The 26,020-nt window shown below is 53.6% G+C and carries 26 protein-coding genes, 1 other RNA gene and 3 pseudogenes; 15 read left to right on the top strand and 15 right to left on the bottom strand.

What is annotated here, in order from left to right:
- Positions 1 to 9: 9 nt before the first annotated feature.
- Positions 10 to 585, bottom strand: a complete 576-nt coding sequence (rpoE, locus tag AB3U87_RS18415; protein WP_125289469.1) for an RNA polymerase sigma factor RpoE — start codon at positions 583 to 585, stop codon at positions 10 to 12.
- A 361-nt stretch (positions 586 to 946) separates the two neighbouring features.
- On the opposite strand from rpoE, the gene nadB reads away from it, so the two are divergent.
- Positions 947 to 2,539 (top strand): L-aspartate oxidase, encoded by a 1,593-nt coding sequence (gene nadB, locus AB3U87_RS18410; protein ID WP_253459167.1) that lies wholly within the window; start codon positions 947 to 949, stop codon positions 2,537 to 2,539.
- On the opposite strand, the gene trmN is transcribed toward nadB, so the two are convergent.
- Positions 2,540 to 3,277 (bottom strand): tRNA(1)(Val) (adenine(37)-N(6))-methyltransferase TrmN, encoded by a 738-nt coding sequence (gene trmN / locus AB3U87_RS18405; protein ID WP_253459164.1) that lies wholly within the window; start codon positions 3,275 to 3,277, stop codon positions 2,540 to 2,542. It abuts the gene before it with no gap.
- 132 nt (positions 3,278 to 3,409) lie between these two features.
- On the opposite strand from trmN, the gene srmB reads away from it, so the two are divergent.
- The gene (gene srmB, locus AB3U87_RS18400; protein ID WP_253459161.1) at positions 3,410 to 4,741 is read left to right on the top strand and encodes an ATP-dependent RNA helicase SrmB; all 1,332 of its coding nucleotides are present in this window, start codon (positions 3,410 to 3,412) and stop codon (positions 4,739 to 4,741) included.
- Between the two features lie 231 nt (positions 4,742 to 4,972).
- Here srmB and grcA read toward each other — a convergent pair whose 3' ends face one another.
- Entirely contained in the window at positions 4,973 to 5,356 is a 384-nt protein-coding gene (grcA, locus tag AB3U87_RS18395; RefSeq protein ID WP_394150042.1) for an autonomous glycyl radical cofactor GrcA, read from the bottom strand.
- Between the two features lie 20 nt (positions 5,357 to 5,376).
- On the opposite strand from grcA, the gene AB3U87_RS18390 reads away from it, so the two are divergent.
- The gene (locus tag AB3U87_RS18390) at positions 5,377 to 5,715 is read left to right on the top strand and encodes a hypothetical protein (protein WP_394150040.1); all 339 of its coding nucleotides are present in this window, start codon (positions 5,377 to 5,379) and stop codon (positions 5,713 to 5,715) included.
- A complete protein-coding gene (gene ung, locus AB3U87_RS18385) occupies positions 5,630 to 6,310 on the top strand; it encodes a uracil-DNA glycosylase (protein ID WP_253459156.1) in 681 nt (226 codons plus the stop codon). Before AB3U87_RS18390 ends, ung begins: the two co-directional genes overlap by 86 nt.
- A 64-nt stretch (positions 6,311 to 6,374) precedes the next feature.
- On the opposite strand, the gene grpE is transcribed toward ung, so the two are convergent.
- Positions 6,375 to 6,953 (bottom strand): nucleotide exchange factor GrpE, encoded by a 579-nt coding sequence (gene grpE / locus AB3U87_RS18380; RefSeq protein ID WP_125289463.1) that lies wholly within the window; start codon positions 6,951 to 6,953, stop codon positions 6,375 to 6,377.
- 124 nt (positions 6,954 to 7,077) lie between these two features.
- Here grpE and nadK point away from each other — a divergent pair, with 124 nt between their 5' ends.
- The 3 genes from nadK (at position 7,078) to bamE (ending at position 10,226) form a co-directional block, all read left to right on the top strand.
- Positions 7,078 to 7,956 (top strand): NAD(+) kinase, encoded by an 879-nt coding sequence (gene nadK / locus AB3U87_RS18375; RefSeq protein WP_125289462.1) that lies wholly within the window; start codon positions 7,078 to 7,080, stop codon positions 7,954 to 7,956.
- Positions 7,957 to 8,044: 88 nt separating this feature from the next.
- Positions 8,045 to 9,706, top strand: a complete 1,662-nt coding sequence (recN, locus tag AB3U87_RS18370) for a DNA repair protein RecN (RefSeq protein ID WP_394150037.1) — start codon at positions 8,045 to 8,047, stop codon at positions 9,704 to 9,706.
- Between the two features lie 172 nt (positions 9,707 to 9,878).
- Positions 9,879 to 10,226, top strand: a complete 348-nt coding sequence (bamE, locus tag AB3U87_RS18365) for an outer membrane protein assembly factor BamE (RefSeq protein WP_253459150.1) — start codon at positions 9,879 to 9,881, stop codon at positions 10,224 to 10,226.
- 91 nt (positions 10,227 to 10,317) lie between these two features.
- Here the strand turns inward: bamE and AB3U87_RS18360 are convergent, their stop codons facing one another.
- Complete coding sequence (locus AB3U87_RS18360; protein ID WP_125289459.1) at positions 10,318 to 10,605, bottom strand: RnfH family protein; 288 nt, start codon at positions 10,603 to 10,605, stop codon at positions 10,318 to 10,320.
- Positions 10,598 to 11,032 carry a type II toxin-antitoxin system RatA family toxin gene (locus tag AB3U87_RS18355; RefSeq protein WP_125289458.1) on the bottom strand — a complete coding sequence of 145 codons (435 nt, stop codon included), beginning with the start codon at positions 11,030 to 11,032 and terminating at the stop codon, positions 10,598 to 10,600. Before AB3U87_RS18355 ends, AB3U87_RS18360 begins: the two co-directional genes overlap by 8 nt.
- 158 nt (positions 11,033 to 11,190) lie before the next feature.
- Between AB3U87_RS18355 and smpB the strand changes: the two genes are divergently transcribed.
- The 3 genes and pseudogenes from smpB to AB3U87_RS18340 form a co-directional block, all read left to right on the top strand.
- A complete protein-coding gene (smpB, locus tag AB3U87_RS18350) occupies positions 11,191 to 11,673 on the top strand; it encodes an SsrA-binding protein SmpB (protein WP_125289457.1) in 483 nt (160 codons plus the stop codon).
- Between the two features lie 49 nt (positions 11,674 to 11,722).
- Positions 11,723 to 12,086: a transfer-messenger RNA gene (ssrA, locus tag AB3U87_RS18345) on the top strand.
- A gap of 117 nt (positions 12,087 to 12,203) precedes the next feature.
- A pseudogene (locus AB3U87_RS18340) lies at positions 12,204 to 12,986 on the top strand (primase-like DNA-binding domain-containing protein); the annotation flags it as partial.
- 194 nt (positions 12,987 to 13,180) lie between these two features.
- On the opposite strand, the gene AB3U87_RS18335 reads toward AB3U87_RS18340, so the two are convergent.
- From AB3U87_RS18335 to AB3U87_RS18325, 3 genes and pseudogenes are all read right to left on the bottom strand, one after another.
- The gene (locus AB3U87_RS18335) at positions 13,181 to 13,423 is read right to left on the bottom strand and encodes a hypothetical protein (RefSeq protein WP_394150034.1); all 243 of its coding nucleotides are present in this window, start codon (positions 13,421 to 13,423) and stop codon (positions 13,181 to 13,183) included.
- Between the two features lie 52 nt (positions 13,424 to 13,475).
- A complete protein-coding gene (locus AB3U87_RS18330) occupies positions 13,476 to 13,655 on the bottom strand; it encodes a DUF3606 domain-containing protein (RefSeq protein WP_032968401.1) in 180 nt (59 codons plus the stop codon).
- A 125-nt stretch (positions 13,656 to 13,780) separates the two neighbouring features.
- Positions 13,781 to 14,198: pseudogene (locus tag AB3U87_RS18325) on the bottom strand (endonuclease domain-containing protein).
- A 678-nt stretch (positions 14,199 to 14,876) separates the two neighbouring features.
- Here AB3U87_RS18325 and AB3U87_RS18320 point away from each other — a divergent pair.
- Both AB3U87_RS18320 and AB3U87_RS18315 read left to right on the top strand, forming a co-directional pair.
- Positions 14,877 to 15,497, top strand: a pseudogene (locus tag AB3U87_RS18320) (primase-like DNA-binding domain-containing protein); the annotation flags it as partial.
- A 149-nt stretch (positions 15,498 to 15,646) separates the two neighbouring features.
- The gene (locus AB3U87_RS18315; RefSeq protein ID WP_394150032.1) at positions 15,647 to 16,120 is read left to right on the top strand and encodes a hypothetical protein; all 474 of its coding nucleotides are present in this window, start codon (positions 15,647 to 15,649) and stop codon (positions 16,118 to 16,120) included.
- Between the two features lie 322 nt (positions 16,121 to 16,442).
- Here the strand turns inward: AB3U87_RS18315 and AB3U87_RS18310 are convergent, their stop codons facing one another.
- Together AB3U87_RS18310 and AB3U87_RS18305 are read right to left on the bottom strand one after the other, a co-directional pair.
- Positions 16,443 to 16,703 (bottom strand): hypothetical protein, encoded by a 261-nt coding sequence (locus AB3U87_RS18310; protein ID WP_394150030.1) that lies wholly within the window; start codon positions 16,701 to 16,703, stop codon positions 16,443 to 16,445.
- Between the two features lie 245 nt (positions 16,704 to 16,948).
- Positions 16,949 to 17,164 (bottom strand): hypothetical protein, encoded by a 216-nt coding sequence (locus AB3U87_RS18305; protein ID WP_301252674.1) that lies wholly within the window; start codon positions 17,162 to 17,164, stop codon positions 16,949 to 16,951.
- 784 nt (positions 17,165 to 17,948) lie between these two features.
- Here AB3U87_RS18305 and AB3U87_RS18300 point away from each other — a divergent pair.
- Positions 17,949 to 18,791 carry a YPO3983 family protein gene (locus AB3U87_RS18300; protein ID WP_394150028.1) on the top strand — a complete coding sequence of 281 codons (843 nt, stop codon included), beginning with the start codon at positions 17,949 to 17,951 and terminating at the stop codon, positions 18,789 to 18,791.
- The gene (locus AB3U87_RS18295; protein WP_394150026.1) at positions 18,788 to 19,258 is read left to right on the top strand and encodes a DUF943 family protein; all 471 of its coding nucleotides are present in this window, start codon (positions 18,788 to 18,790) and stop codon (positions 19,256 to 19,258) included. The genes AB3U87_RS18300 and AB3U87_RS18295 overlap by 4 nt, the downstream gene beginning before the upstream one ends.
- A 392-nt stretch (positions 19,259 to 19,650) precedes the next feature.
- Here AB3U87_RS18295 and AB3U87_RS18290 read toward each other — a convergent pair whose 3' ends face one another.
- The gene (locus AB3U87_RS18290) at positions 19,651 to 20,721 is read right to left on the bottom strand and encodes a LacI family DNA-binding transcriptional regulator (RefSeq protein WP_369896944.1); all 1,071 of its coding nucleotides are present in this window, start codon (positions 20,719 to 20,721) and stop codon (positions 19,651 to 19,653) included.
- A gap of 262 nt (positions 20,722 to 20,983) precedes the next feature.
- Here AB3U87_RS18290 and AB3U87_RS18285 point away from each other — a divergent pair, with 262 nt between their 5' ends.
- Positions 20,984 to 22,246: a maltoporin gene (locus tag AB3U87_RS18285; protein WP_253459132.1), complete on the top strand. Its 1,263-nt coding sequence runs from the start codon at positions 20,984 to 20,986 to the stop codon at positions 22,244 to 22,246.
- An 84-nt stretch (positions 22,247 to 22,330) separates the two neighbouring features.
- Here AB3U87_RS18285 and AB3U87_RS18280 read toward each other — a convergent pair whose 3' ends face one another.
- From AB3U87_RS18280 to AB3U87_RS18270, 3 genes are all read right to left on the bottom strand, one after another.
- Positions 22,331 to 22,645, bottom strand: coding sequence for a PTS sugar transporter subunit IIB (locus tag AB3U87_RS18280; protein ID WP_253459130.1), 315 nt, complete (start codon positions 22,643 to 22,645; stop codon positions 22,331 to 22,333).
- Positions 22,646 to 22,715: 70 nt separating this feature from the next.
- A complete protein-coding gene (locus AB3U87_RS18275) occupies positions 22,716 to 24,776 on the bottom strand; it encodes a beta-galactosidase (RefSeq protein ID WP_394150023.1) in 2,061 nt (686 codons plus the stop codon).
- Between the two features lie 47 nt (positions 24,777 to 24,823).
- Positions 24,824 to 26,017, bottom strand: coding sequence for a glycoside hydrolase family 53 protein (locus AB3U87_RS18270; RefSeq protein ID WP_394150021.1), 1,194 nt, complete (start codon positions 26,015 to 26,017; stop codon positions 24,824 to 24,826).
- Positions 26,018 to 26,020: the final 3 nt, after the last annotated feature.

The raw sequence follows: 26,020 nt of genomic DNA, 5'->3' as shown, positions 1-26,020 counted from the left end.
CCGCTATCGCTAGCGTTGGATAAGTGGTTGAATTTTATTGTCGATGGCTTCACGCGCCCGGAAAATACGGGAACGAACCGTGCCCACCGGACACGCCATGATGGCGGCTATCTCTTCATAGCTCAGCCCATCCAGTTCCCGAAGCGTGATCGCCATACGGAGATCTTCGGGCAGCGTCTCAATGGTACGGAAAACCATCTGCCTTAATTCTTCCGACAACATTAAGTTCTCAGGGTTCGATATTTCTTTCAGCGCGCCAGCGCTTTCAAAGTTTTCCGCATCAATAGCGTCTACATCGCTGGCGGGCGGCCGACGTCCCTGAGCAACCAGGTAATTTTTGGCCGTATTGACGGCTATCCGATAGAGCCAGGTATAAAAAGCGCTATCCCCGCGAAACGACTCCAGCGCGCGATAGGCTTTAATAAATGATTCCTGCACTACGTCAGGCACATCTCCAGAGGGCACGTAGCGGGAAACCAGGCTCGCCACTTTATGCTGATAGCGCACTACCAGTAAATTGAATGACCGCTGATCTCCCTTCTGCACTCGCTCTACGAGAGCCTGATCCGTTAACTGCTCGCTCATCCGAGGTAATGTCTCCCCAAATCTTTTTCCACGCGTATTTGAACTACCCGTAACTCATAATTTTCGAGCAAGCATCCGCTTAGAGTAATGGTCATGAGTAAAGTTCCGTTGCGCCGTTATATTTGTGGTGTCATGTGCATCATCGCCGCAGAGTACTCTAAGAAAGGCGCTTTTTCATCTTTAAATCTTGCAGGTTCATCATAATAAACCGGCCCGGCGGGATGTACAGGAAGGCCGCCATTTTTCAGGCCAGTCCGAACGGTCTGGGGCGCTGTTTTTTGCGCTGTACAGAAAAAAACCTTTTTTGCTTCTGCGAACGGCGCTATGCTCAGCAAACAACCTGTTTAGTAAATTAAACACTATGACTCTGGCATCCGATTACAGTTGTGACGTGTTAATTATTGGCAGCGGTGCGGCAGGCCTGTCGCTGGCGCTGCGTCTGGCCGACCAGCAGCGGGTAACCGTATTGAGCAAGGGGCCGATCAACGAAGGTTCGACGCTGTATGCCCAGGGCGGGATAGCGGCCGTTTTCGATGAAACCGACAGCGTTGCCTCACATGTGGAAGATACGCTGGTTGCAGGCGACGGCCTCTGCGATCGGGAGGCAGTGTCCTTTATCGCCAGTAATGCCCGCCACTGTGTGCAGTGGCTAATCGATAACGGCATGATGTTTGATAAAGCGGACACGGACAGCAGCTATCATCTGACGCGTGAAGGCGGCCACAGCCATCGCCGTATCCTGCACAGCGCCGACGCCACCGGCCGCGCGGTAGAAACCACGCTGGTCAGCCAGGCACTCAGCCATCCCGGCATTACCATCCTTGAGCGCAGCAACGCGGTGGATTTGATCGTCTCAGATAAAATCGGCCTGCCGGGCGAGCGCCGCGTCGTGGGCGCCTGGATCTGGAACCGCAAACGCGAAAAGGTGGAAACCTGCCGCGCCCGGGCGGTAGTGCTGGCGACCGGCGGCGCCGCCAAAGTTTACCAGTACACCACCAATCCCGATGTGGCCTCCGGCGACGGCATCGCCATGGCCTGGCGCGCGGGCTGTCGCGTGGCTAACCTGGAGTTTAATCAGTTTCACCCGACCTGCCTGTACCATCCCGAGGCGAGAAACTTTTTGCTGACCGAAGCGCTGCGGGGCGAAGGCGCGCTGCTGAAACGACCCGACGGCACGCGCTTTATGCCTGACTTCGACGAGCGCGCAGAGCTGGCGCCAAGGGATATCGTCGCCCGCGCCATCGATCATGAGATGAAACGGCTGGGCGCGGACTGCATGTATCTGGATATCAGCCATAAACCGCCGGAATTTGTCAGGGCGCACTTCCCGACCATTGCCGAAAAGCTGAAGACGCTGGGTTTCGATCTGACCAAGGAGCCGATTCCGATTGTCCCGGCGGCGCACTATACCTGCGGCGGCGTGATGGTGGATCACTATGGCCGCACCGATTTGAACGGCCTGTATGCCATAGGCGAAGTCAGCTATACCGGGCTGCATGGCGCCAATCGTCTTGCTTCTAACTCGTTGTTGGAATGCCTGGTTTACGGCTGGTCGGCGGCAGAGAATATCGCCACCTGGCTTCAGCGCGTTGGGCCGGTAGATAATTTGCCCGCGTGGGACGAAAGCCGCGTGGACGACTCGGACGAGCAGGTCATCCTTCAGCATAACTGGCATGAGCTGCGGCTTTTTATGTGGGACTACGTGGGGATAGTGCGCACCACCCGACGGCTGGAAAGAGCGCTGCGCCGGATTAACCTGCTTCAGCAGGAAATTGATGAGTATTACGCCAACTTCCGTATTTCCAATAATCTGCTGGAGCTGCGTAACCTGGTGCAGGTGGCGGAACTGATGGTGCGCTGCGCGATGGCAAGAAAAGAGAGTCGCGGCCTGCACTATACGCTGGATTATCCCCAGCGGCTGGCGGAAGCCAGGCCGACCATCCTGACGCCCTGATTAACGGAAAAGATAAAAGTCGCGGGTCAGGCTGCAATGCGCTTCTGAATAACGCTGATCCGGCCCGCGTATCGTCATTCTGTCCTGAAAAAGCTCGCCCGATTCAGGCGACAGCGCCAACAGCACGCGGTTAGGCGGCCGGTTATCATTGTCGGCAACGTCGGTACGAAAACGCAGATGCCAGCCGCGCTGTAGCGCCAGTGCCACCAGCCGATCGCCTGCCGCTGTCGGCAGCACCACGCAAAAGAAACCGTCTTCGGTGATCAGCTCTTCGGCGCAGGCCAGCAGAACATCATGTGTCAGATCGGTAGTAGAGCGCGCCGAGGCACGTGCCGGCGTGGCGCATTCGCTGCCCGGTACAAAATAGGGCGGATTGCTGACAATCAGCGAGTAGCGGCGCTCGCACCGTTTTGTCCAGTGGCGAATATCGTCCTGATGGATGCGGATACGCCCGGCCCAGGGAGATGCCGCCGCGTTTTCCTGCGCCTGTCGCGCGGCCTGCTCATCCAGCTCAACCGCTTCCACGCAGACGTTTTCACCGGTACGCTGCGCCAGCATCAGCGCAATCAGGCCGCTGCCCGTGCCAATATCCAGCACGGCGGTAGCTTCCGCCACCGGCGCCCAGGCACCCAGCAGCACGCCGTCGGTGCCGACCTTCATGGCGCAGCGATCGTGCGCGATAAAAAATTGTTTAAAGGTAAAGCCGTTAGGGCGTAATACCGCTTTTTGTTGTGACATTTAAGCGACCTGAAAGGGAAACGGCGCTAGCATAGGACAATTAAGATGCAAGGAAAAGTCATTCATTCCACACAAAGAGATGAAGATCGCGCGCAATCTGTCTATAATCAGCGCCCCAAACTGAGGTAGACCATGACTGTAACCACTTTTTCCGAACTCGAACTTGATGAAAGCCTGCTGGACGCCCTGCAGGAAAAGGGCTTCACGCGCCCCACGGCAATCCAGGCCGCTGCGATCCCGCCTGCACTGGAGGGTCGCGACGTTCTGGGTTCGGCACCAACAGGTACAGGCAAAACCGCGGCTTACCTGCTGCCTGCGCTCCAGCATCTGCTGGACTTCCCGCGCAAAAAATCCGGCCCGCCGCGCATTCTGATCCTGACACCGACTCGCGAACTGGCGATGCAGGTGGCCGATCAGGCTCGCGAGCTGGCGAAAAACACGCATCTGGATATCGCGACCATCACCGGCGGCGTGGCTTATATGAACCATGCGGAAGTGTTCAGCGAAAACCAGGACGTGGTAGTCGCTACCACCGGTCGTCTGCTGCAATACATCAAAGAAGAGAACTTTGACTGTCGTGCGGTAGAGACGCTGATCCTGGATGAAGCCGACCGTATGCTGGATATGGGCTTCGCGCAGGATATCGAAACTATCGCGGCGGAAACCCGCTGGCGTAAACAGACGCTGCTTTTTTCCGCCACGCTGGAAGGCGAAGCGATTAAAGATTTCTCCGAGCGCCTGCTTAACGAGCCGGTCGAGATTGAAGCCGATCCCGCCCGCCGCGAGCGTAAGAAGATCCTGCAATGGTATTACCGCGCCGATGACGTTAAGCATAAAACCGCCCTGCTGCTTCACCTGCTGAAACAGCCGGAAGTCACCCGTTCGGTGATCTTCGTGCGCAAGCGCGAGCGTGTGCATGAGCTGTGCGGCTGGCTGCGCGACGCCGGTATCAACTCCAGCTATCTGGAAGGTGAACTGGAGCAGTTCAAGCGTAACGAAGCGATTAAGCGTGTCGTCGATGGCCGTGTCAACGTGCTGGTGGCTACCGACGTCGCGGCGCGCGGCATCGATATTGACGATGTCAGTCACGTCTTTAACTTCGATCTGCCGCGCACGGCGGATACCTATCTGCACCGCATCGGTCGTACCGGCCGCGCGGGCAAAAAAGGCACTGCGATTTCGCTGGTGGAAGCGCATGACTTTTTACTGCTGGGTAAAATCAGCCGCTACGTCAACGAGCCCCTGAAGGCCCGCACCATCGATGAGCTGCGTCCAACCACGCGCGCGCCAAGCGAAAAGCTGAACGGCAAGCCGTCGAAGAAAGTGCTGGCGAAGCGTAAAGAGCAGAAAGAGAAGAAAGATAGCGAAGAGAAGCCGCGCGTGAAGAAACGCCATCGCGATGCCAAAAACGTTGGCAAGCGTCGCAAGCCGAGCTCTGCGCCAAAAACCGACAGCGCTGAATAAATACGCTGCTCAACAAAAAACCGCCCTCGTCAGGGCGGTTTTTTTACATCTTTTATTTTATTTATTACTGTTTAACCTGATTTTCTGCCTGAAATACTGATTTCTGCCATGCAGCTGCGCGGCCCTTTCCTTGTTTTTAAATTACATCTTATATTTCAATAAACTAAGATAATATTTCCCTGATGTTATTTTCAGCGCCCGCCTTATTATCCTCAGGCAGCCGTCTTTCTCTTACAGGCTTGCAGTAAAGGTACGAGCAATCACATCGCGCTGCTGTTCAGGCGTTAACGCGTTGAAACGCACGGCGTAGCCTGACACGCGGATCGTCAGCTGCGGATATTTTTCCGGATGTTTGACGGCATCTTCCAGCGTTTCACGGCGCAGCACGTTAACGTTCAGGTGCTGACCACCCTCTACGCGTACCTGCGGCTGGATATCCAGCGGTACGTCGCGGTATTCAAACTGGCCGAAATCGCTTACCGGTACAATTTGATCTTCTTTATAGCTGTTTTTGGCGCAGATGCAGCGAGCTTCTTCTTTTTCATTGTCGAGCAGCCAGAAAGAGTTAACTAGCGCTGGATTAGTTGCTTTGGTGATTTGGATTCCGGAAATCATTGTTGCCTCCCAGGCGGTTGGTGGCTGATGAAATATCAGCAGAGAAAATTGATCTGTATCCGACCTATATAACAGCCTGGAAACCAGGCAGCTTTGACCGAAATCAAAAAGTGAGCGGCCTTTACTGTGCACATATCGTCAACTTTATGATTTATCTCAACTTTACCGCGCCGCTCTTTCCTGGTTTTTTTTGTATTTTTAAACTTTATTTTAAGTTTGTGTCGGTAGCGATCCGCGCTAAGCTACACCCTGATTACCCTAAAGGAGGCGGACATGGTCAATACGCTGACCTGGCACGATGTGCTGGCAGAGGAAAAAGAGAAACCTTACTTCATCGAGACGTTATCGATGGTGGCTAAAGAACGTGCGGCCGGAAAAACCGTTTATCCGCCGCAAAAGGACGTGTTCAATGCTTTTCGCCTGACGGAGCTGGGCGATGTCAAAGTGGTGATCCTCGGTCAGGATCCATATCACGGCCCTAATCAGGCGCATGGCCTTGCCTTCTCGGTGCTGCCCGGCGTGGCCGTGCCGCCGTCGCTGGTGAATATGTATAAGGAACTGGTCACCGATATTCCGGGCTTCCAGCGTCCCAATCATGGTTTTCTGGAAAGCTGGGCGCGTCAGGGCGTGCTGCTGTTGAATACGGTCTTAACCGTGGAGGCGGGACAGGCGCATTCACATGCCCGTTTCGGCTGGGAAACCTTTACCGACCGCGTGATTGCCGTCATTAACGAGCATCGCGAGAACGTGGTGTTTTTGCTATGGGGATCGCACGCGCAGAAAAAAGGCAGCATTATCGATCGCCAGCGCCATCATGTTTTACAGGCGCCCCACCCTTCTCCGCTTTCGGCCCATCGCGGCTTCTTTGGCTGCGGACACTTTTCCAAAACCAATGAATGGCTGGAACAGCACGGTGAGCAGCCGATAGACTGGACGCCGGTTCTGCCAGACTAGCTTCTCTGGCTGCGGCTGCGGACACAAAAAAAGCACCCGAAGGTGCTTTTTTTCGTTATAGCTATCAGCCTTTGGCTTTCGCTACCGCAACCATTGCCGGGCGCAGCAGGCGACCGTTCAGCGTGTAGCCGCGCTGCATGACCATCAGCACGTGATTCGGCGCCACGTCTTCGGATTCAATCATCGACATCGCCTGATGGATTTCCGGGTTAAACGGCACGTTGACGTCGCCAACCACTTCCACGCCGAACTTACGCACGGCGCCAAGCAGGGATTTCAGCGTCAGATCGATACCCTCGATCATCGCGGTCAGCTCGCTGTTCTCTTTGTCGGCCAGTTCCAGCGCGCGCTCCAGGCTGTCGATAACCGGCAGCAGCTCGTTGGCGAATTTTTCCAGCGCAAATTTATGCGCTTTTTCCACATCCAGTTCGGTGCGGCGACGAATATTTTCGATTTCGGCCTGAGCACGCAGCTGCGCTTCACGAACGCCACCCTGCGCCTGTGCCAGCTGGGCTTCCAGCTCGGCAATGCGCTCATCACGCGGATCCACGCCTTCTGCTGTCTCCGCGTCCTGGGTTGCCTGTTCCATCTCGATATCGTCTGAGACTTGCTCGTTTGGTGTGTTCTGTTCTTTACTACTCATGAATTTCTCCGCGTTTGTGCACATTCATCTCGCTGGTTCGCTTATTATGGGGATCAGAATTGCGGTTTCAAGGGAACCCGTTACATTGTCTGAGGTAGTTTACCTCATGAGGAACACCAGCATCATGAACAACCATTTTAACTGCATCGGTATTGTGGGCCATCCGCGCCATCCTACCGCGCTGACCACTCACGAAATGCTCTGTCGCTGGCTTACGGCGAAGGGCTATCAGGTGATCATCGAAGAGCAGATAGCCCGCGAGCTGAATCTGGCCGACGTCGAAACCGGCTCGCTGTCAGAAATCGGGCAAAAGGCCGATCTGGCGGTGGTGGTAGGCGGCGATGGCAATATGCTGGGCGCGGCGCGGGTGCTGGCTCGCTACGATATCAAGGTCATCGGCATCAATCGCGGCAACCTGGGTTTCCTGACCGACCTCGATCCGGATAACGCGCAGCAGCAGCTGGCCGACGTGCTGGAAGGCAAGTACATTACGGAAAGCCGCTTTTTGCTGGAGGCGCGGGTTTGCCGCCAGGGCCGCGAGCCGCGCGTCGGTACGGCAATAAACGAGGTGGTGCTGCATCCCGGCAAGGTCGCGCATATGATTGAGTTTGAAGTGTATATCGATGAGACCTTCGCTTTTTCGCAGCGTTCCGACGGCCTGATTATCTCTACGCCGACCGGGTCGACCGCCTATTCGCTTTCCGCTGGCGGCCCTATCCTGACGCCCTCGCTGGATGCGATTGCTATTGTGCCCATGTTCCCGCATACGCTTTCAGCCAGGCCGCTGGTAATCAACAGCAACAGTACGATTCGGCTGCGCTTTTCCCATATGCGCAGCGACCTGGAAGTCAGCTGCGACAGTCAGATCGCGCTGCCTATCCAGGAAGGCGAAGACGTACTGATCCGCCGTAATGACGATCACCTGAATCTTATTCATCCGCAAAATTACAACTATTTCAATACGTTAAGCTCAAAACTTGGCTGGTCGAAAAAATTGTTTTAAAATCCGTTGCCAGCTACTTTACTGGTTATAGAACCAGTATATACTGTATGAAAAACCATATCTGTGTTTTCATACAGGAACGCTTTCTATGCTGGCACAACTGACCATCAGTAATTTTGCGATTGTTCGTGAACTTGAAATCGATTTTCAGCGTGGCATGACCGCAATCACCGGCGAAACCGGCGCGGGTAAATCTATTGCTATCGATGCGCTCGGCCTCTGCCTGGGCGGTCGCGCTGAAGCCGATATGGTGCGTCAGGGCGCAAATCGCGCCGACCTCTGTGCCCGCTTCTCCCTGAAAGATACCCCTTCTGCCCTCGCCTGGCTGGTGGAGAACCAGCTGGACGAAGGCAGCGAATGCCTGCTGCGCCGCGTAATCAGCAGCGACGGCCGCTCTCGCGGCTTTATCAACGGCACCTCCGTTCCGCTTTCCCAGCTGCGCGATCTGGGCCAGCTGCTGATTCAGATCCACGGTCAACACGCCCATCAGCTGCTGCTGAAGCCAGAACATCAGAAAACGCTGCTGGATGGCTACGCGGGCGAGAACGGCCTGATGCAGGAAGTGGCGCAGAGCTATCGCCAGTGGAACCAGAGCTGTCGCGTGCTGGCGCAGCATCAGCAGCTGTCGCAGGAGCGTGAAGCCCGTCGCGAGCTGTTGCAGTATCAGCTCAAAGAGCTGAACGAGTTTGCGCCGGTTGCAGGCGAATATGAAGCCATCGAGGAAGAGTACAAGCGTCTGGCGAACAGCGGTCAGCTGCTGTCCACCAGCCAGCAGGCGTTAATGCTGCTGGCCGACGGTGAACATACTACGTTGCAGAACCAGCTTTATACCGCGCAGCAGCTGTTGAGCGAACTGGTGGCGATGGATGATAAACTCAACGGCGTTTGCGTCATGCTGGACGAGGCGGCCATTCAGATCAGCGAGGCCAGTGACGAACTGCGTCATTACTGCGAACGTTTAGATCTCGACCCTAACCGTCTTTACGAGCTGGAGCAGCGTCTGTCGCGCTATATCTCGCTGTCGCGCAAGCATCGCATCTCTGCGGACGAGCTGGCTGGCTATCATCAGCAGCTGCTGGAAGAGCAGGCCCAGCTCGATCAGCAGGAAAGTAATCAGGAAGAGCTGGCGCTGGCCGTGGCAAAGCATCACAAAACCGCCGTGGAATGCGCCGAACGTCTGCATGAGCGCCGTATGCACTATGCGCAGGAGCTGAGCCAGCTGATTGGCGAAAGTATGCACGCGCTGTCAATGCCGCACGGCCGCCTGGCTATTGAAGTCCAGTTCAACCCGGATCATCTGACCGCAGAAGGCGCAGATCGTATCGAGTTCCGCGTGACCACGAACCCAGGGCAGCCGCTGCAGCCGCTGTCCAAAGTCGCTTCCGGCGGCGAGCTGTCGCGTATCGCGCTGGCGATTCAGGTGATTACCGCGCGTAAGATGGATACCCCAGCCTTGATTTTCGATGAGGTGGATGTGGGTATCAGCGGCCCAACCGCTGCGGTCGTCGGTAAAATGCTGCGCCAGCTGGGTGAATCCACCCAGGTCATGTGCGTAACCCACCTTCCGCAGGTAGCGGGCTGTGGTAATCACCATTTCTTTGTCAGCAAGGAAACGGACGGCGAGATGACCGAAACGCATATGCAGCCGCTGGACAAGCGCGCGCGTCTGCAGGAGCTGGCGCGTTTGCTGGGCGGCAGCGAGGTAACGCGCAACACATTGGCTAACGCAAAAGAGCTTTTGGCGGCCTGAAACGGCACTTTTTTGGCATCCGGCGGTCATAACCTTGCTTCGTAGAGGTTTCCAACTGCGGAAAGGTTTATTATCATCGGCTTCTGACGCTGTGATCGAAGCGATAAACCGATACAGAATATAAAATAGCCTGATGCCCAAGGTGTTGGCCCGAAAAGGAATAAAGATACTTATGCGCTGTAAAACGCTGACTGCTGCGGCGGTGGTTCTGCTGATGACGACCGCCGGATGTTCCACTCTGGAGCGAGTGGTTTACCGGCCGGACATCAACCAGGGCAACTACCTGGTTGCGAATGACGTCTCTAAAATCCATACCGGCATGACCCAACAGCAGGTGGCTTACACCCTGGGCACGCCGATGATGCACGATCCTTTCGGCAGCAACGTCTGGTATTACGTTTTCCGTCAGGAGCCGGGCCATCAACCTGTGACCCAGCAGACGCTGACGCTGACCTTTGACAGCAACGGCGTATTGACCAATATCGATAACAAGCCTCAGCTGTCGTCCAATAAGCGCTAAGGCAGAGGCTGACCAACCTGTCGGCCCGACTGCGGTCGTGTAGATTGGGAAGGCGACGGGAAGAAAAACAGATAAGGCGCTGAAGAGCGCCTTATTTTTTTGCGGCTCGCTCTGCGCGCTGGCGGCGCAGCTCTTTGGGATCGGCCAGCAGCGGACGATAGATTTCAATCCTGTCGCCACTGTGCACTTCATCGCTCAGCTTAACCGGACGGCTGAAAATGCCCACTTTGTTGCTGGCAAGATCAATATCGTTGCGCAGCTCCAGCAGTCCGGAAGCTTTAATCGCCTGTTCGACAGTGGCGCCCTCTTCCACGTTAACCGTATAAAGATACTGTTTTTCAGGAAGCGCATAGACCACTTCTACCGCGATATCAGGCACTGTAAACCTCTTTTGCGCGCTTGGTGAAAGCCTGCACCATGCTGCTGGCCAGTTCTTTAAAGATGCGGCCAAACGCCATCTCTACCAGCATGTTGGTGAATTCAAACTCCAGATTCAGTTCAACTTTACAGGCATCTTCGCTCAGTTCGGTAAACTGCCAGCCGCCGGTCAATTTGCGGAAAGGCCCGTCAACCAGCTGCATCTGGATGCTCTTGTTGTTGTTCAGCGTGTTGCGCGTGACGAAGGTTTTGCTGATCCCGGCTTTGGAAACATCTACCGACGCCGTCATCTGCTGCTCACTGGAATCCAGCACGCGACTGCCGGTACACCCTGGTAGAAACTCCGGATAGGCATCCACATCGTTTACCAACCGGAACATTTGCTCAGCACTGTAGGGCACCAGCGCAGAACGACTAATCTGGGACATAACGTTTCCTGTTAATCTTAAACTTTACAATAATAACATCGACGGCCTGTAAACAAAAATTCTCAGCCGCCAGCGTTCTGCTAAAATAGCGCTTTTCCCCGCGCTTGTTGTTACAGGGGATGCCATCATTCACCGCTTCATGTACACTAAGTTGCACTATGACAAAGAAAAAAGCACATAAACCCGGTTCTGCCACCATTGCCATGAACAAGCGGGCGCGCCACGAATACTTCATTGAGGAAGAGTTCGAAGCGGGTCTGTCGCTCCAGGGATGGGAGGTCAAATCTCTCCGTGCAGGTAAGGCCAACATCAGCGAAAGCTACATTATGCTGCGCGATGGTGAGGCGTTTCTGTTCGGCGCAACTTTTCAGGCGCTGACCGGCGCATCCTCTCACGTGGTTTGCGATCCTACGCGCACCCGTAAACTTCTGTTGAAGGAGCGAGAGCTGGATACGCTGTTTGGCAAAGCTAATCGCGACGGTTACACCATCGTGCCGCTGTCGCTGTACTGGAAAAACGCCTGGGCCAAGCTGAAAATCGGCGTGGCGAGAGGTAAGAAAGAGCACGACAAGCGTGACGACATCAAAGAGCGTGAGTGGAAGACAGACAAAGCACGTATAATGAAGCACGCAAATCGCTAAGGTGCTGGCATTGCGTGAGGTTTTTCTGTTATACTGCTAAACAGTACTTGGGGCTGATTCTGGATTCGACGGGATTTGCGAAGCCCTAGGAGCATGCCGAGGGGCGGTTTGCCTCGTTAAAAGCCGCAAAAAAATAGTCGCAAACGACGAAAACTACGCCCTAGCAGCTTAATAACCTGCTAAGAGCCCTCTCTCCCTAGCCTCCGCTCTTAGGACGGGGATCAAGAGAGGTCAAACCCAAAAGAGATCGCGTGGATGCCCTGCCTGGGGTTGAAGCGTTAAATCCAATCAGGCTAGTTTGTTAGTAGCGTGTCCGTTCGCAGCTAACCGGCGAATGTAAAGACTGGACTAAGCATGTAGTGCCGACGGTGTAGTAATTTCGGACGCGGGTTCAACTCCCGCCAGCTCCACCAAATTCTTGGTCGATGGCTACCAGAACCATTCGATGAAGTCCTGAAAGCCCGCAAAGCGAAAGTTTTGCGGGCTTTTTTGTGCCCTGGATTTGTCGCGCAGCGATACAAGCGAGATGGCCGCAATTGCTGGCCAGAGAGGACAATACCACGGCGGCGACCATCGACACGCTGGAATCCTCCCGCGAGCGCGCCAGCGTGGTGGGCTTCTCTCTGATTATCCTGCCTGACCAGGAGAAATGGAGCGGCGACGGCGCGGGCATCAAGGCGATTACCGGCGGCGATGCGGTAGCCATCGACCCGAAATATCGTGACGCCTATTCAACGCACATCCCGGCGGTCATTTTGGCGGTGAACAACAATCCGATGCGCTTCAGCGACCGCAGCGGCGGCGTATCGCGCCGCCGGGTTATCCTGCCGTTCCCGGACGTGATACCGGCGAACGAACGTGATCCAAAACAGCTGGAAAAGATTGCCCGTGAGCTGGCGGTTATCGTGCGCCACCTGATGCAGCGCTTCACCCGACCTGATGATGCCCGCGAGCTGTTGCAGGCGCAGCAGTCGTCAGAGGAAGCGCTGGAAATCAAGCGCAGCGCCGACCCGCTGGTCGACTTCTGCGGCTACCTGACGCCGCTGAGCACGCCGACCGGGCTGTTTATCGGCAACGCTAATATCCGGCCGGTGAATCCGCGTCGCTACCTCTATCACGCCTACCTGTCGTTTATGGAGGCCAGAGGCCATCAGTATCTCATGAGCCTGACGGCGTTTGGCCAGGCGGTGCCGCAGATGCTGAAGGAGTACGAGATAGAGCTGCTGAAGCGCAAGACTAAGAACGGCATCCAGACCCGCCTGGAGCTGAGCGAGGACTGCGAGGCCGACTGGCTGCCGCTCTGTGATGCATAATTTATACGAAAAAACTAAACCGGACATACTGAACAGAAGGCAAAAACGGAAGCATTCAGGACATATAGCAAGGGAGCAGGGATGAAAGAATTAACCCAGTATATTTAATGTGTCAATTATGACAATTTCTGAATGTAAGGGGGCCACCCCCCTTTAATTACTTGTGCCACTCAGTCAGAATTTGGTTACTAATTTCATCCGAGATGATTGTACCAATAAGCTGAGTTATTGGTTGCGTCTACAACAATAAGTTTATCATCATTATCCATAACCGCCCTTACAATTTTGGCTGCATCCTCGGCAGAGTAATTACAGTTAACATACCAGTTCGACTCAGTTGGTACAGCCCAATTCCCTAAAGATTTAATTGCATCATACACAGCCGCATAATTTTTCGTTTTAATGAGGTCGTAAGTAATAAATAAATTATTAGCCATAAATCATCTCCCAAAGGACAAAGAAAAAAGCGCCTCGAAAGGCGCTCATATATCAATGGTCTTTAAGCCATGCCTGTACTTTCTTAGCCGAATGACCTACGGCCTGTACGGCTTGAATAAGTTTGGCCTCGCTAACACCAAACTTTTTAGCCCAATCACGTCTTTCGTAATCCTGTTTGATACTTATTAAATCATTGTCAGGGGTGCCGATTTTGGTCTTATCATCAGCCATTTTACTGATTCCTCGTGATACAGGCTTATGCCTGCCCTTTAGTTATATGACTCCCGTGCCGCTTCGTAAACGATCAATAATCAAACAATTGACACTGATCATAAAACCAGTAAAATGCTTTGACTTTACTCAGGATAGATGACGCCAACCCCTTTATATTGTTGTCGGTAACTCACTAGCATTGAGCTCATGCTGGTGGGTGAAAGGCCACATAAACGCCCAACATTAAAACAGCCCTCAGCTGCGTTAGCGGAGCAATGTCCCGCAGCATGCACGCACCCGATTCTATGGCAGTGATCTAATACGACAGACGTAAGGCGCTGTCACAGCACAGCGGCGGTATTGATAGTTCCAAAGGAAGACGCGGACAGCGGCCACGTCAGTGCGGCGTAGTTCCTGCCGCCCGGAACTATTCAATAGAAAGCGATACACATCTTCGAATACAGCAGCATTTGTAATCCGTCCAGCCAGTGGCATGTTTCCGAGGTGTTCTAGATAGCCCCGCATCGCTTTTCTTAATAGTTGGTCTATCCATGTAACCATAATTCAAAGTCTCAATTGTCAGACGCAGCTCGTTTACAGGCTTCGTATTCAATCCTCGTGACCTGCTCCCCATTGATAAAAACACTGCAATGTTAGTCGTTCTTCCATTAATTGAGAGAACAGTTTTAAACTTCCGTTTCTCGCTCAAAGCCGACTTGCAACGTAGGCATAGGTTCCTTTCAGCCAAGCAGTGAAACCGGCCATCTTCCGCAGTGGACGAAAATCCAAACATTGCCATCATACTTTTACGTCTGAAGGTCAATGGTGTTCACCTCGGGTGAAGAGTGGTGAAGAGTGCCAATCTAAGTGATCACCAGATAATGTTATGATTTTTAAGAATAAACATTAAAGGTGAACAGGGTGAACACTTTTTAATAAAATCTTTTTTTTCTGAAGATAACCTGTGCATTTAGTTTCATGAAGTCTGAACTTATCCGCTATCGAAAAGTACAGACAAAACGGCATTGGTATACGTTTAGGTATACCAACCAAAGTTGAATTCATAAAAGTCACACTAATACAGTAATTTGAAGGAAAAATTCAGATTCCGCCAGCCCACCAAATTATTGGTCGATGGCTACCAGAACCATTCGATGAAGTCCTTAAAGCCCGCAAAGCGAAAGTTTTGCGGGCTTTTTTGTGTCCTGGATTAGTCGCGCACTGATACAAGCGAGATGGCCGCAATTGCTGGCCAGAGAGGACAATACTACGGCGGCGACCATCGACACGCTGGAATCTTCGAGAGAACATGCAAGCATGGTTGGCTACTCGCTGATTATCCTGCCGGATCAGGAAAAATGGAGCGGTGACGGCGCGAGTATCAAGGCGATTACCGGCGGCGATGCCGTGGCGATTGACCCGAAGTACCGCGACGCCTGTTCAACTCACATCCCGGCGGTGATACTGGCTGTGAACAATAATCCGATGCGCTTCAGTGGCCGCAGCGGCGGCGTGTCCCGCCGCCGGGTCATCCTGTTGTTCCCGGACGTGATACCGGCGAACGAACGTGATCCAAAACAGCTGGAAAAGATTGCCCGTGAGCTGGCGGTTATCGTGCGCCACCTGATGCAGCGCTTTACCCGACCTGATGATGCCCGCGAGCTGTTGCAGGCGCAGCAGTCGCCTGAGGAAGCGCTGGAAATCAAGCGCAGCGCCGACCCGCTGGTCGACTTCTGCGGCTACCTGACGCTGCTCAGAACGCCAACTGGCCTTTTTATCGGCAATGCCAATATCCGGCCGATGAATCCGAGACGATACCTGTATCATGCCTATCTGTCGTTTATGGAGGCCAGAGACCATTAGCATCCCATGATGCCTGACAGCATTCGGCCCGGCGGTGCTATTGCTGGTTTAATGTGTGGGCCTGACGCACCCGTATGCGTGCTATTAGGCGGATTTGTGGGCGGTGCTTTAGCGGCATGGGAAATGGGCAACTGGTGGAAATAGAGATGGAAGAAATTACGACACTATCGTTATCGGAAGTGAATCAGGCAACAGATACCACCCAGGCCCGGTCTGAAGTGCTGCTTGAAGACAACTCAACAGGAATTATTATTCCCGGCCAAGTGCTTGAGGCTGCGATAAAAGTCGATGCGCGTCGCTATCTTTTATTCGTGACGGATGACGTCATCTTTGAAGAAATGCTGACGATCCTACTGCTGGATCTTTCTCAAGGCGTAGTAGAAGAACTAACTATTGGAGGCGCTTATACTTCAGGTCGCTTTGAAGATTTAAAGGTTTCGCCCCGCTCCGCAAGCTTCCGCTTTATCGGTGATACCACATGGACAGTAAAAGTATCGCCTTCACCCACGTTAAAACTGCCCTTTTCCGATCCTCGCGGTGTAAGTCGTCCGACGATATTGCGGAAATACATTGATATCTCCGCTACCCCTGCTCCGGCCAGGGCTGAAGGTGGCTGTTAGTGCAGTCTCTGGGCGCTTTTCTTTATCACCAGAACAGGCGACAAAGCTGCGAGACGAAACGCTCTTGGCATACGCTCAGCTATACTCATCAAAATTGAATTTATTAAATCATATAAATAACGTTGCCGAGAAAATTCAGATTCCGCCAGCCCATCCGGCAAAGACCTGAGAGCCCATATGGCATAAGCCCTGCGGGCTTTTTTGTATCCTTCAGCGGCGTTGTGCCCAGACCTTTCCGCATTAACCGCTATACATCAGCGATAACCTCTGTAATCGCTCCACTTAAACTCGCTCAGCCATTCTCTCTACCGTAGTCCACGCCCTAAGCGCTTCCGGCAGCCTCATTAGCGGGCGACCAATAGTGAAAACGACAGCGCTTCCAGTTTAACAATAGCCCGGGGATAGCCTGAGCCAGCTTGCTGGCGTGATCAAAATCAGTAATTTGTTGCTGATGAACCAAACGATAGCTATCGGTAACGGCTAGCCAGCTAATCTGCACGTCGTTCAGTTTCAGCAAGGCCGCCTCGCCTTCCGCTGACTCTGCGGCAAACGCAAAGTCCATCACTGCTGATAATTCATTCATCAATCCGGCCACGTCGCCTGTATCCGGCTGGCAGATATCATTAACCGCCAGGTAAACCCGGCTACGTAAGAACAAGGGGAAAATGCGCTAAATAGCCATGTTCGCAGCAGGCAGCAACGCTGGTGATGCGCCATGCTAAACTGGCCTCCTCTCGCCTGTCGCCAGTCCGCCTCAATTCGTGCGCCAGGCGCCTGCTGGCAGGCTGCACTCAGCAAGACGTCTGGCTATAATGCGCTCATTATTGCTTAACGCGCGCGACCGGTCAGACGCAACACCAGACCAATAAAAAGTAGCGCAATGCCCGAGGCATAAATCGGGAACCAGCGCGCCCACCAGTTAGTAGAGAACAGCGGCGCGCTGTTGACATGACTGACGGCATAGCTGCCATAGAGATTCACGGCCAAAGCTATTGCAAAGCTAACAAGGCCGATAAAAACCAGTAGATTCGAGACCTTATGCATTGTGCTTCTCCTGTTCAGGGCCGGATAGAAATTGTCGCCGGAAATCACTATTTCAATATAAATTTCATTGATGTAATTATTTTCTGCGCCTGTATCCAACTGCTCTCTGGTGAGGAAAGTGCTTCCCGGAAAATCCTCCAGTCGACTATTCGCACCAGCAGAAGCAGCGGGTCAACACAGTGTGCATTGCTCAGTCGGCACCATACTGGCCAGGCCGACTTTACCTCGAGCGGCGAATGATGTTCACCTTCGGATGAAGAATGGCGAAGAATTTCCGCCTAATTAATCATTTAAGTCACTGATAATAAATCACAAAAATTAAAAAGTGAACAGGGTGAATACTTTTCCCTTATATTTTTTATTACAATCTTCAAAAAATTAGTTTAACAATTACTCTTTCAGACTAAGACATCACGTCACTAACTTTGATAGCTTTAACCTGCTATAGCGAAAGACAACCCGTGTAATGGTCTATGCCTGGATACTAACTATCGACCGGTTGAAAAACCGTAGACGAAACGGCATTGATATACCACTCAAAGTTGAATTCAAAAAAACCATTTAAAAACATAAAGAGCAGAAGATCCAAAATAAAGAGCAGAAGAACCAAAAAATTAGAAAATTGCCAAATGGCGTTTTGATAAATCAGACCTGAACGGTACGTCCTCAGCACGAGAGCTGTAAAAGATTACAGGCAGTAATAATTGAAGATTTACATCACTGCCAGTCACCGCGTATTATCCTCTGTTAACTCTACACCGGACAATGACACAAGGAATGTATCATGATGGCGGCTCTACAGTTTCCCTGTACTATATTCAAAACTCAAAATAGGATGGATGACTATAGCGCTGAGGATATGCGCTGTGGCGATCTGACTGAAGCACAACTGAAATCCCATTACCGGCTGGACTATATCTCTGACCGTGTTGATCCTTACATGCTGACCCGGCGTTCCTCAATGGATCGGCCTCAATCCATGTTCTGTTGCAATCGGCGCGGAGCCGGAGAGAAAATTAGTCGGCAGCAGTGCGCCATGATGCTGTTTGATGAGTTCCGCTCGTTATCCCGTAATTTTTCCATTTATGGGCCGTACAGCCACCTGATCGAAAAGATGATCATCCATATGCAAAACGGCAACGGTACGCCTTTCCATGATATGTCACTGGACACAGCTTTAAAGGAGCATATTCTTAATGACAAATCAAAAAATAGCACTCGCCTAAGACTGCATGAAGTTATTAAAAAAAATATTGATTGGCATAAAAAACATTACCCAGCAAAAGAAAAGGATAAATTAAAAGAAATAATCCTCGGCGGGAAACTCCCTAAATTTGACCGTTTCCAGGATGATTTTAATGGCATGGGTATCACTGTTCATGATACCTGGGCAACGCGTATCACCATAAAATCACTGCATATCTATAACGATCACTTTCGCGCAGTGGTGCATTACAAAGTTCAGGATCACTTTGGCCTCGACAGTGACGATATACTGAAGAAAAAATTCAGCCAGTTCCATTTTTTCCGTATCTGGTTCGTGCTCCAGCGATACAATCAGTTTGGCTTCAAGCCCTTTATGACCAACATGGAAGCCATCATAGAAATTAAGGGAGCTCACAAATGAGAGTGAAAAATAGGAGAACTATAGCTTCGTTCTTTCTGGCTGGCTTGGTGCTGCTTGTCTACTGGTTTTGGTTGTCTCTGCGTCCAGTAGAGATTGTCGCTATTCATCACAGAAGTAGTGGTTTCAGTGATGTGCTGGTCACTAGTTTTCCACCGACTGATAAAGGGAAAATTAAATGGTGGTTAAAAAACCAGAATATGTTAAAAGATAAATATGCCATTCCAAAACCTGATTCAAATGGCTATTTTTATGTCACCTTCTGGTTGTTTGGGAAAGGGTATAAGGAAGAAGGAAAATATGACAGACTCTGTTTTAATGATATAAAAACAAAAATAAACTGCATCGAAAAGGACGCTATCTTTTCTGTAGATAAAAGTAGAAATATGGGTTTAATGTTCACTGTGTATGATGGCGATAATTATCGCTTAGACCTTAATGGCGACATTATAAAAGTTACATCTGATTAGGTCTGCCTCTCTCGCGTAGAGGCAGCAATAAAATCATTCGCCCTGCCCGGCTTGCACCAGCAAAGCGGAAGTAGCAAATACTCAGGAGTCTATCCAGACGGAGAAAAGCGGCAATGCCTTGCCGCCGCCTCACTGATATTGCGCCTTTCCCCGACATGAACGCCCTGTTTTGATATGCGCCGGGTATGATTGCATTCTCTACCATGACGACAGCCTTGAGTGACCTGTTAAATCCAGCGACAGTAAAATCCGGCGGTTTCGCTCATTCGCCCCGCCATTAAAAAGCGCGCGAAAAGGGCTTTGTGCTTATCCATCAGCCAGCTTCGCTAAGGCCCGAATTACACAGGCCTGCTTTCAGCAGCGCGTTCTGGCAGGATCCACTCGCCGGTTACCTACTCCAGCTGGCTGGCAATCAGGCGCAGCTGTTCGGCAAGCTGCTTTAAATTTTGCTGCTTTTGATTGGCCGCACCGGTAGAGCTGCGCACCACCAGCTTCGCCGGCAGGATTGATGACGAGCGTTGCCGATCTAGATCGCTGGCCAACAGAATACGCGCTACCGCTTCTTTTCCCTGTAGGTCAAGATCCAACGAAACCGTGGTCAGAGCCGGATGGAAAAACGCGCTTTCATAAGTGTCATCGTAGCCAATAACGGAAATCTGTCCGGGTACCGCCACGCCGCGCTGATGAAGCGCGCTTAACACGCCGAGCGCCATCTGATCGTTGCCTACCAGCAGCGCGCTGAAGTCAGGCGCTTCACGCAGCAGCTGCAGGATGCCGTTATAGCCGCTCTGCGCGTCCCAGTTACCGTGGCGGATGCTGACCGGCTCCAGGCCATAGCTGGCCAGCGTCTCCAGCCAGCTTTTCAGACGCAGCCTGGCGGAAACCGACTGTTCAGGCCCGGCCAGCAACGCAAAATCACGGTGCCCCTGCTCATAAAGATATTTGATGCTGGCGCGGGTGCCGTCCGCCGGGTTAAACGAAACGTTAAACACCGACGTGTAGGGATCGACATCCAGAAACAGGCACAGGATATCTTCGTTCTCCAGCACGATCCGCTCGGCATCTTCGCTCTCCAGCGGCACGTTGATAATGACCTTATCCACCCGCTGCGACTTCAGCTCATTGATACAATCCTGCAAACTTTGATTGACGTTCTCATCAATCATGGCGATCAGCACCTGATAGTCAGCGGCATTGGCGTAGCGTTTTACCGCCGCGGCCACCTGTGAAGGCGCGTGCAGCGCCAGCGAGGTGGTCACCAGTCCCAGCGTCGTGCTTTGCTTACCGACCAGCTGCTGCGCCAGTCTGTTAGGCACGTAGCGCAGAGTTTCAATGGCGGCCTCCACCTTGCGCCGCGTTGCTTCCGAGACGTTTGCCGACTTATTCAAAACCCGCGAAACCGTCTGATACGACACGCCAGCATGGCGGGCAACGTCCTCTAAGGTGGCATTTTTTGATTTCATAACTCGCATCCCTGTTAACCAGTGGCGGAATAGTATCATAACGTAACTTCAGGTCAGGTTACCGTTATCACACTGCAATAAAACAACAAAAAAGTTATACCTTCACATACAGGATTAAGTGATCTGTTTCACCAATCGTTACAAAATGCGCCCTTTTATTTGCAGTATGTCACATATTATTGCGATTTGAATTGTCACCCTCTGGGGGAAAGGCGTTTACTGCCGCCGTATGTGAACGTATTACAATTAAACTGAGGGTAACATGAATACAAGGCTTCGCACTGCTGCTGTGGCGCTCGCTGCAGTCCTGACCTCCCCTACACTTTATGCGGCGATCGACAACATTGATTTCCATGGCTACCTGCGCGGTGGCGTAGGCGTGTCTCAGGATGGCGGCATGGAAGAGTGGCAGAAAAACAAGATTGGCCGTCTGGGCAACGAAGCGGATACCTATGGCGAGGTTGAGCTGGGCAGCGAAGTCTATAAACAGGATGACGTCAGCTTCTACGTCGACACCATGGTCAGCATGTTTTCCGACGGCTCCAACGACAACGAAACCACTTTCGGCGACGATGCGCAGTTTGGCCTGCGTCAGCTTAATCTGCAGATCAAGGGGCTGATGCCTGGCGACAAAAATGCGGTGATCTGGGGCGGTAAACGCTATTACCAGCGCCACGATTTACATATCATCGATACCAAATACTGGAATATTTCCGGTTCCGGCGCCGGTATTGAAAACTATACGCTCGGCCCCGGCGCCATCTCCTTCGCCTGGATCCGTGGCGATGCCAATGACGTGGACTACCGCGTGGATGACGACAACGACGTAAATATTAACTACCTCGATCTTCGTTATGCCGGCTGGAAACCCTGGAGCGGCGCGTGGACCGAGTTTGGTATTGATTACGCCATTCCTAACACCACCAAAAAACAGGAAGAGTATGGCGGCCTGTACGACGCTGAAAACGGCGTGATGGTAACAGGCGAAATCAGTCAGGATCTCTGGGGCGGCTATCAGAAACTGGTGCTGCAATATGCGGATAAAGGGCTGGCGCAAAACATGATCTCCCAGGGCGGCGGCTGGTATGACATGTGGAACGACACCAGCAATGCCAAAGGCTACCGCGTGATCAACACCGGCCTGCTGCCGATCACCGATAAGTTTTCGCTGAATCAGGTCTTCACCTGGGGATCGGCCGATGACGTTACCGCCCTGACCAATAAAAGTACGCTGCTGTCGCTGGTGGGCCGTGGTCAGTACCAGTTTACGCAGTATGTGCGCGGCATCGGTGAAGTGGGCAGTTTCTGGCAGAAAGATGAGAATAAAGTCGGTGGCGACTACAAACAGGCCGGACAGAAATACACCCTGGCTTTAGCGCTGGCCGCCGGTTCGGAGTTTATGTCGCGCCCTGAACTGCGCGTGTTTGCCTCTTACCTGAATGACTCTGAAAACGGCCACAGCTTCCAGGACAACACCAGTAACGATACCTGGAACTTCGGCGTGCAGGTCGAAGCCTGGTGGTAAACGCGCACTATCCTCATTGTCATTATTATTAGCCTCTTATACAGAGGCTTATTTTGGATAACCGTCGCCGGTTATCCTTTTTTTTTATCCCGGCTGAAAGAAGCGCGCCTCCAGCAGCTGACGCAGACGATCGGACTGCGTACCGAAAATCGCATGAACTTCATGCCCAAGAATAACCACGCCAATCGCTCCCGCCTCCTGCAACCCCGCAGAATCTACCACCGCCAGTGATTTCACCGTTACGCGTAGCCGCGTTAAACAGGCGTCTACCTGCCGGATATTGTCGCGCCCGCCAAAGCAGTTCATCAGCCGATCCAGCAAAGCGCTGTCGGCCGGGGCGGCCTCAGTCGGCAATGCCTGTCGACTGAAGTAGTGTTTAAACGATTTCAGACTCACCATGCTGCTCTCCTTCAGAGAAAAAAAAGGCGGGCTGCTGCCCGCCATCTTACTGACAACGCTTACCGCTCCATCAAGCCAGCGGCGCGCACAAAACGCGGCAGCCCCACGGCACCAGCGTCAGCGGCCCGGCCAGCGGCGTGCCGTCAATTAAATCCTCAAGCCCCGCCGGTAGCTGTAGATGATGCGTTTGGCCGCTAAAATTCTGCAGAAAGATAAAGGCACGTTCGCCATCGGTGCGCCGCTGGGCCGTGACGCCTGGCGGCAGATCGATCGCCAGCGCGCGCGGCAGCGCCAGCTGTTTAATCAGCGCGCCGTAGAAGTCACGATGGAACGCCAGATCGTTACGCGATGCGATATACCAGGCTTTGCCCTGGCCAACGCGGTTAACGGTGACAGCAGGCGTACCGGCGTAGAAGTCGCTCTCATAGCTGGCCAGCGCCGTAGCGCCTTCCAGATGGATATGCTCGCAAAGCTCGCGTGCCTGATAAGGCCCGCTCAGGCCAAGCTCGTTGCCGCGCACGCCGCGCACGCCGTTGAACTCTTCATCCGTCAGGCTATCGATCTCTTCCGCCCAGATACCCAGCAGCGGCCGCAGCGGGCCTGGAAATCCGCCGGGATAGCAGAGATCGCTTTCATTGACGATGCCGCTCCAGTAGCTGGAAACAAAGTGGCCGCCCTGCTCCAGATGCTGCTGCACACGCCCGGCAAAGCCGTCGCGCACCATATAGAGCATGGGCGCTATCACCAGCGCATAGCCGCTGAAATCGCTGTCGCCGTTAATCACATCCACCGCCACGCCCTGCTCCCAGAACGCGCGATAGTGTTCGTTGACGGTGCGCTCATAATGCAGGCCCAGATTGCGCGGCCCTTGGGCATTGTCCATTGCCCAGCGGCTTTCCCAGTCAAAGACGATCGCCACTTTGGCTTCAGTCCGGCTGCCGACTACCGGCGTCATCGCCGCCAGCATCCGGCCCAGCTCGCTGACTTCACGCCCGGTGCGGGTATCGAGATGGCCGACGTGGTCTATCACTGCGCCATGGAATTTTTCAACCGAACCGCGGCTTTTGCGCCACTGAAAGTACTGCACCGAGTCCGCGCCATGCGCCACCGCCTGGAGCGAGGAAAGGATATGCATACCCGGCTTTTTAAGCTTGCTGGTTGGCTGCCAGTTGGTGGCGCTCGGCGTCGACTCCATCAGCACAAAGGGTTTGCCCTGCTTCAGAGTACGCATCAGGTCGTGATACATCGCGGTATAGCAGGCGAGCGCGGTTTCATCCTTGTCGTTGTGCCACATGGGATAGCTGTCCCATGAGATGAAATCAAGCGCCTGCGCCAGCTTCCAGTAGTCGTAATCGTAAAAGTACTCCATAAAGTTGGTGGTTGCCGGTAGCGCCGGGTTCGCCGCCTTCAGCGGTTTGATCTCTTCACGACAGAAGTCGGTGACCTGATCGGTCATAAACCGCCGCCAGTCGAGGTTCAGGCCATGGATCGAGACTTCGCCCTGCGGAGCCGGCGAGACAACCTGCGACCAGTCGCTGTAGGTGTGGCTCCAGAAATCGCTCCACCAGGCGTGATTAAGATTTTCCAGCGTTTCGTAACGGTGCTGCAGCCAGCCGCGAAAAGCTTCCTGGCAGCGATCGCAATGGCATTCGCCGCCGTACTCATTGGAAATGTGCCAGCCGATTACCGCCGGATGGTGCGCATAGCGCGCGGCCAGCTGTTCATTCATCGCCCGCACTTTCTGGCGGTAAACCGGCGAGGTCATACAGTGGTTATGTCGGCCGCCATGCAGCGCGGGTACGCGATCGCGTCCAACACGCAGCACCTGCGGGTATTTCTGCGACATCCAGGCCGGACGCGCGCCGCTGGGCGTGGCGAGGAACACCGAGATGTCCTGCTGGTGCAGCTTGTCCAGCACGTTGTCCAGCCAGGCGAAATCGTAGCGTCCCTCCTCCGGCTCCAGCTTCGCCCAGCTGAAAATGCCGACGGACATCACGTTACAGCGTGCCTGCTTCATCATCGCTACATCATCATCAATGATACCCGGCTGGTGAGCCCACTGTTCCGGGTTGTAGTCAGCGCCGTGCAGCAGCGCGTTGACCCTGGCGCTGAGCGGGGGAAATTTATTCATACCTGTTCCTTTGAGGTGTCAGAAATATCAGCGATAGCGCCAATGGATTAATGAAAAACCTGTAGCGAAGGCAGCGCCTTGCCGTGACAGTCAAACAACGCCTGATTTTCGCGGGCGTTACCCTGCTTCCACTCGTCGTGGATATACTTCATCCCGGCTGGCGTCGCCCAGGTATTGCCCGGCGCCGGGATCCAGGCCGGTTCCCAGTACACCACGCCCTTGCCGCGATGGTTCGGCACCGCCAGCACCGCTTTGATCAGATCGTGCAGATAAGCCGCCTGACCGGCCACCGTGCCGGGATAGCCGCCCGCCTGTTCCTCTTTAGCCTGGAAGCTGTTTTCGGCGCTATCGCAGTTTTCCAGCGTGTAGCCATAGGCGGCCTCCACCACCATTACGTCTTTGTTATAGCGCTGGCTGATGTCGTCCATATTGACTTTCAGCGCGCTAATCGGGCCGTTCCAGTAGGTGTACATCGACAGGCCGATAATATCGAACGGCACCTGGCGCTTGACGATTTCATCAAACCACCAGCGGAACATGTCGTTTTTGGTGCCTTCGGCCAGATGCAGCATGATCTTCACCTGCTGCGGATCGCTGAGGTTTTCGCGCAGGCCACTGATGCCCGCTTTCAGCAGGGCCGCCAGCCGATCGAACTCGCCGCCGTTCTGCCCCCAGCTTTTGCCCTCTGGCCAGAGCATGCCGCCGTTCAGCTCGTTGCCGATCTGCACGATATCCGGCATTACGCCTTCCGCCTTAAAGCGGGCGATGGCGTCGCGCGTATAGTCATGCACCGCAGTTTCCAGCTGCGGGAACGGCAACGACTGCCAGGCTTTAGGCTTGAACTGCTTGCCGGGATCGGTCCAGAAGTCGCTGTAATGGATGTCGAGCAGCAGCTTCAGGCCCGCGGCTTTTACGCGTTTTGCCAGCGCCAATGTGGTCGGCAGATCGTTACCGCCGCCGCCGTAGGTATGGCCGCTGCCGTCGCGGGGATCGACCCACAGCCGTAGACGAACGGTATTGATGCCGTTGGCTTTCAGGATGGCGATGGCATCCTGCTGCTGATTGGCCGCGTTATAGAATTTCGCGCCCTGTCGCTCCAGTTCCGCCAGTGAAGAGATATCCGCACCCTTCACAAAATCCGCTGGCCACGGCCCGGCGGAGGCGACAGGTGCCGGATCGGCGGCGAGCAGCGGTGTCGCCCAGGCCAGCGCCAGGGCGAGAAGTAAGGTTTTTGGTGTCATGAT

The sequence above is a fragment of the Erwinia plantamica genome, from assembly GCF_043420595.1.
Lineage (GTDB): Bacteria > Pseudomonadota > Gammaproteobacteria > Enterobacterales > Enterobacteriaceae > Erwinia > Erwinia aeris.
The sequence above is the reverse complement of the archived record's forward strand: the minus strand, read 5'-3'. Positions and strand labels throughout refer to the sequence as shown.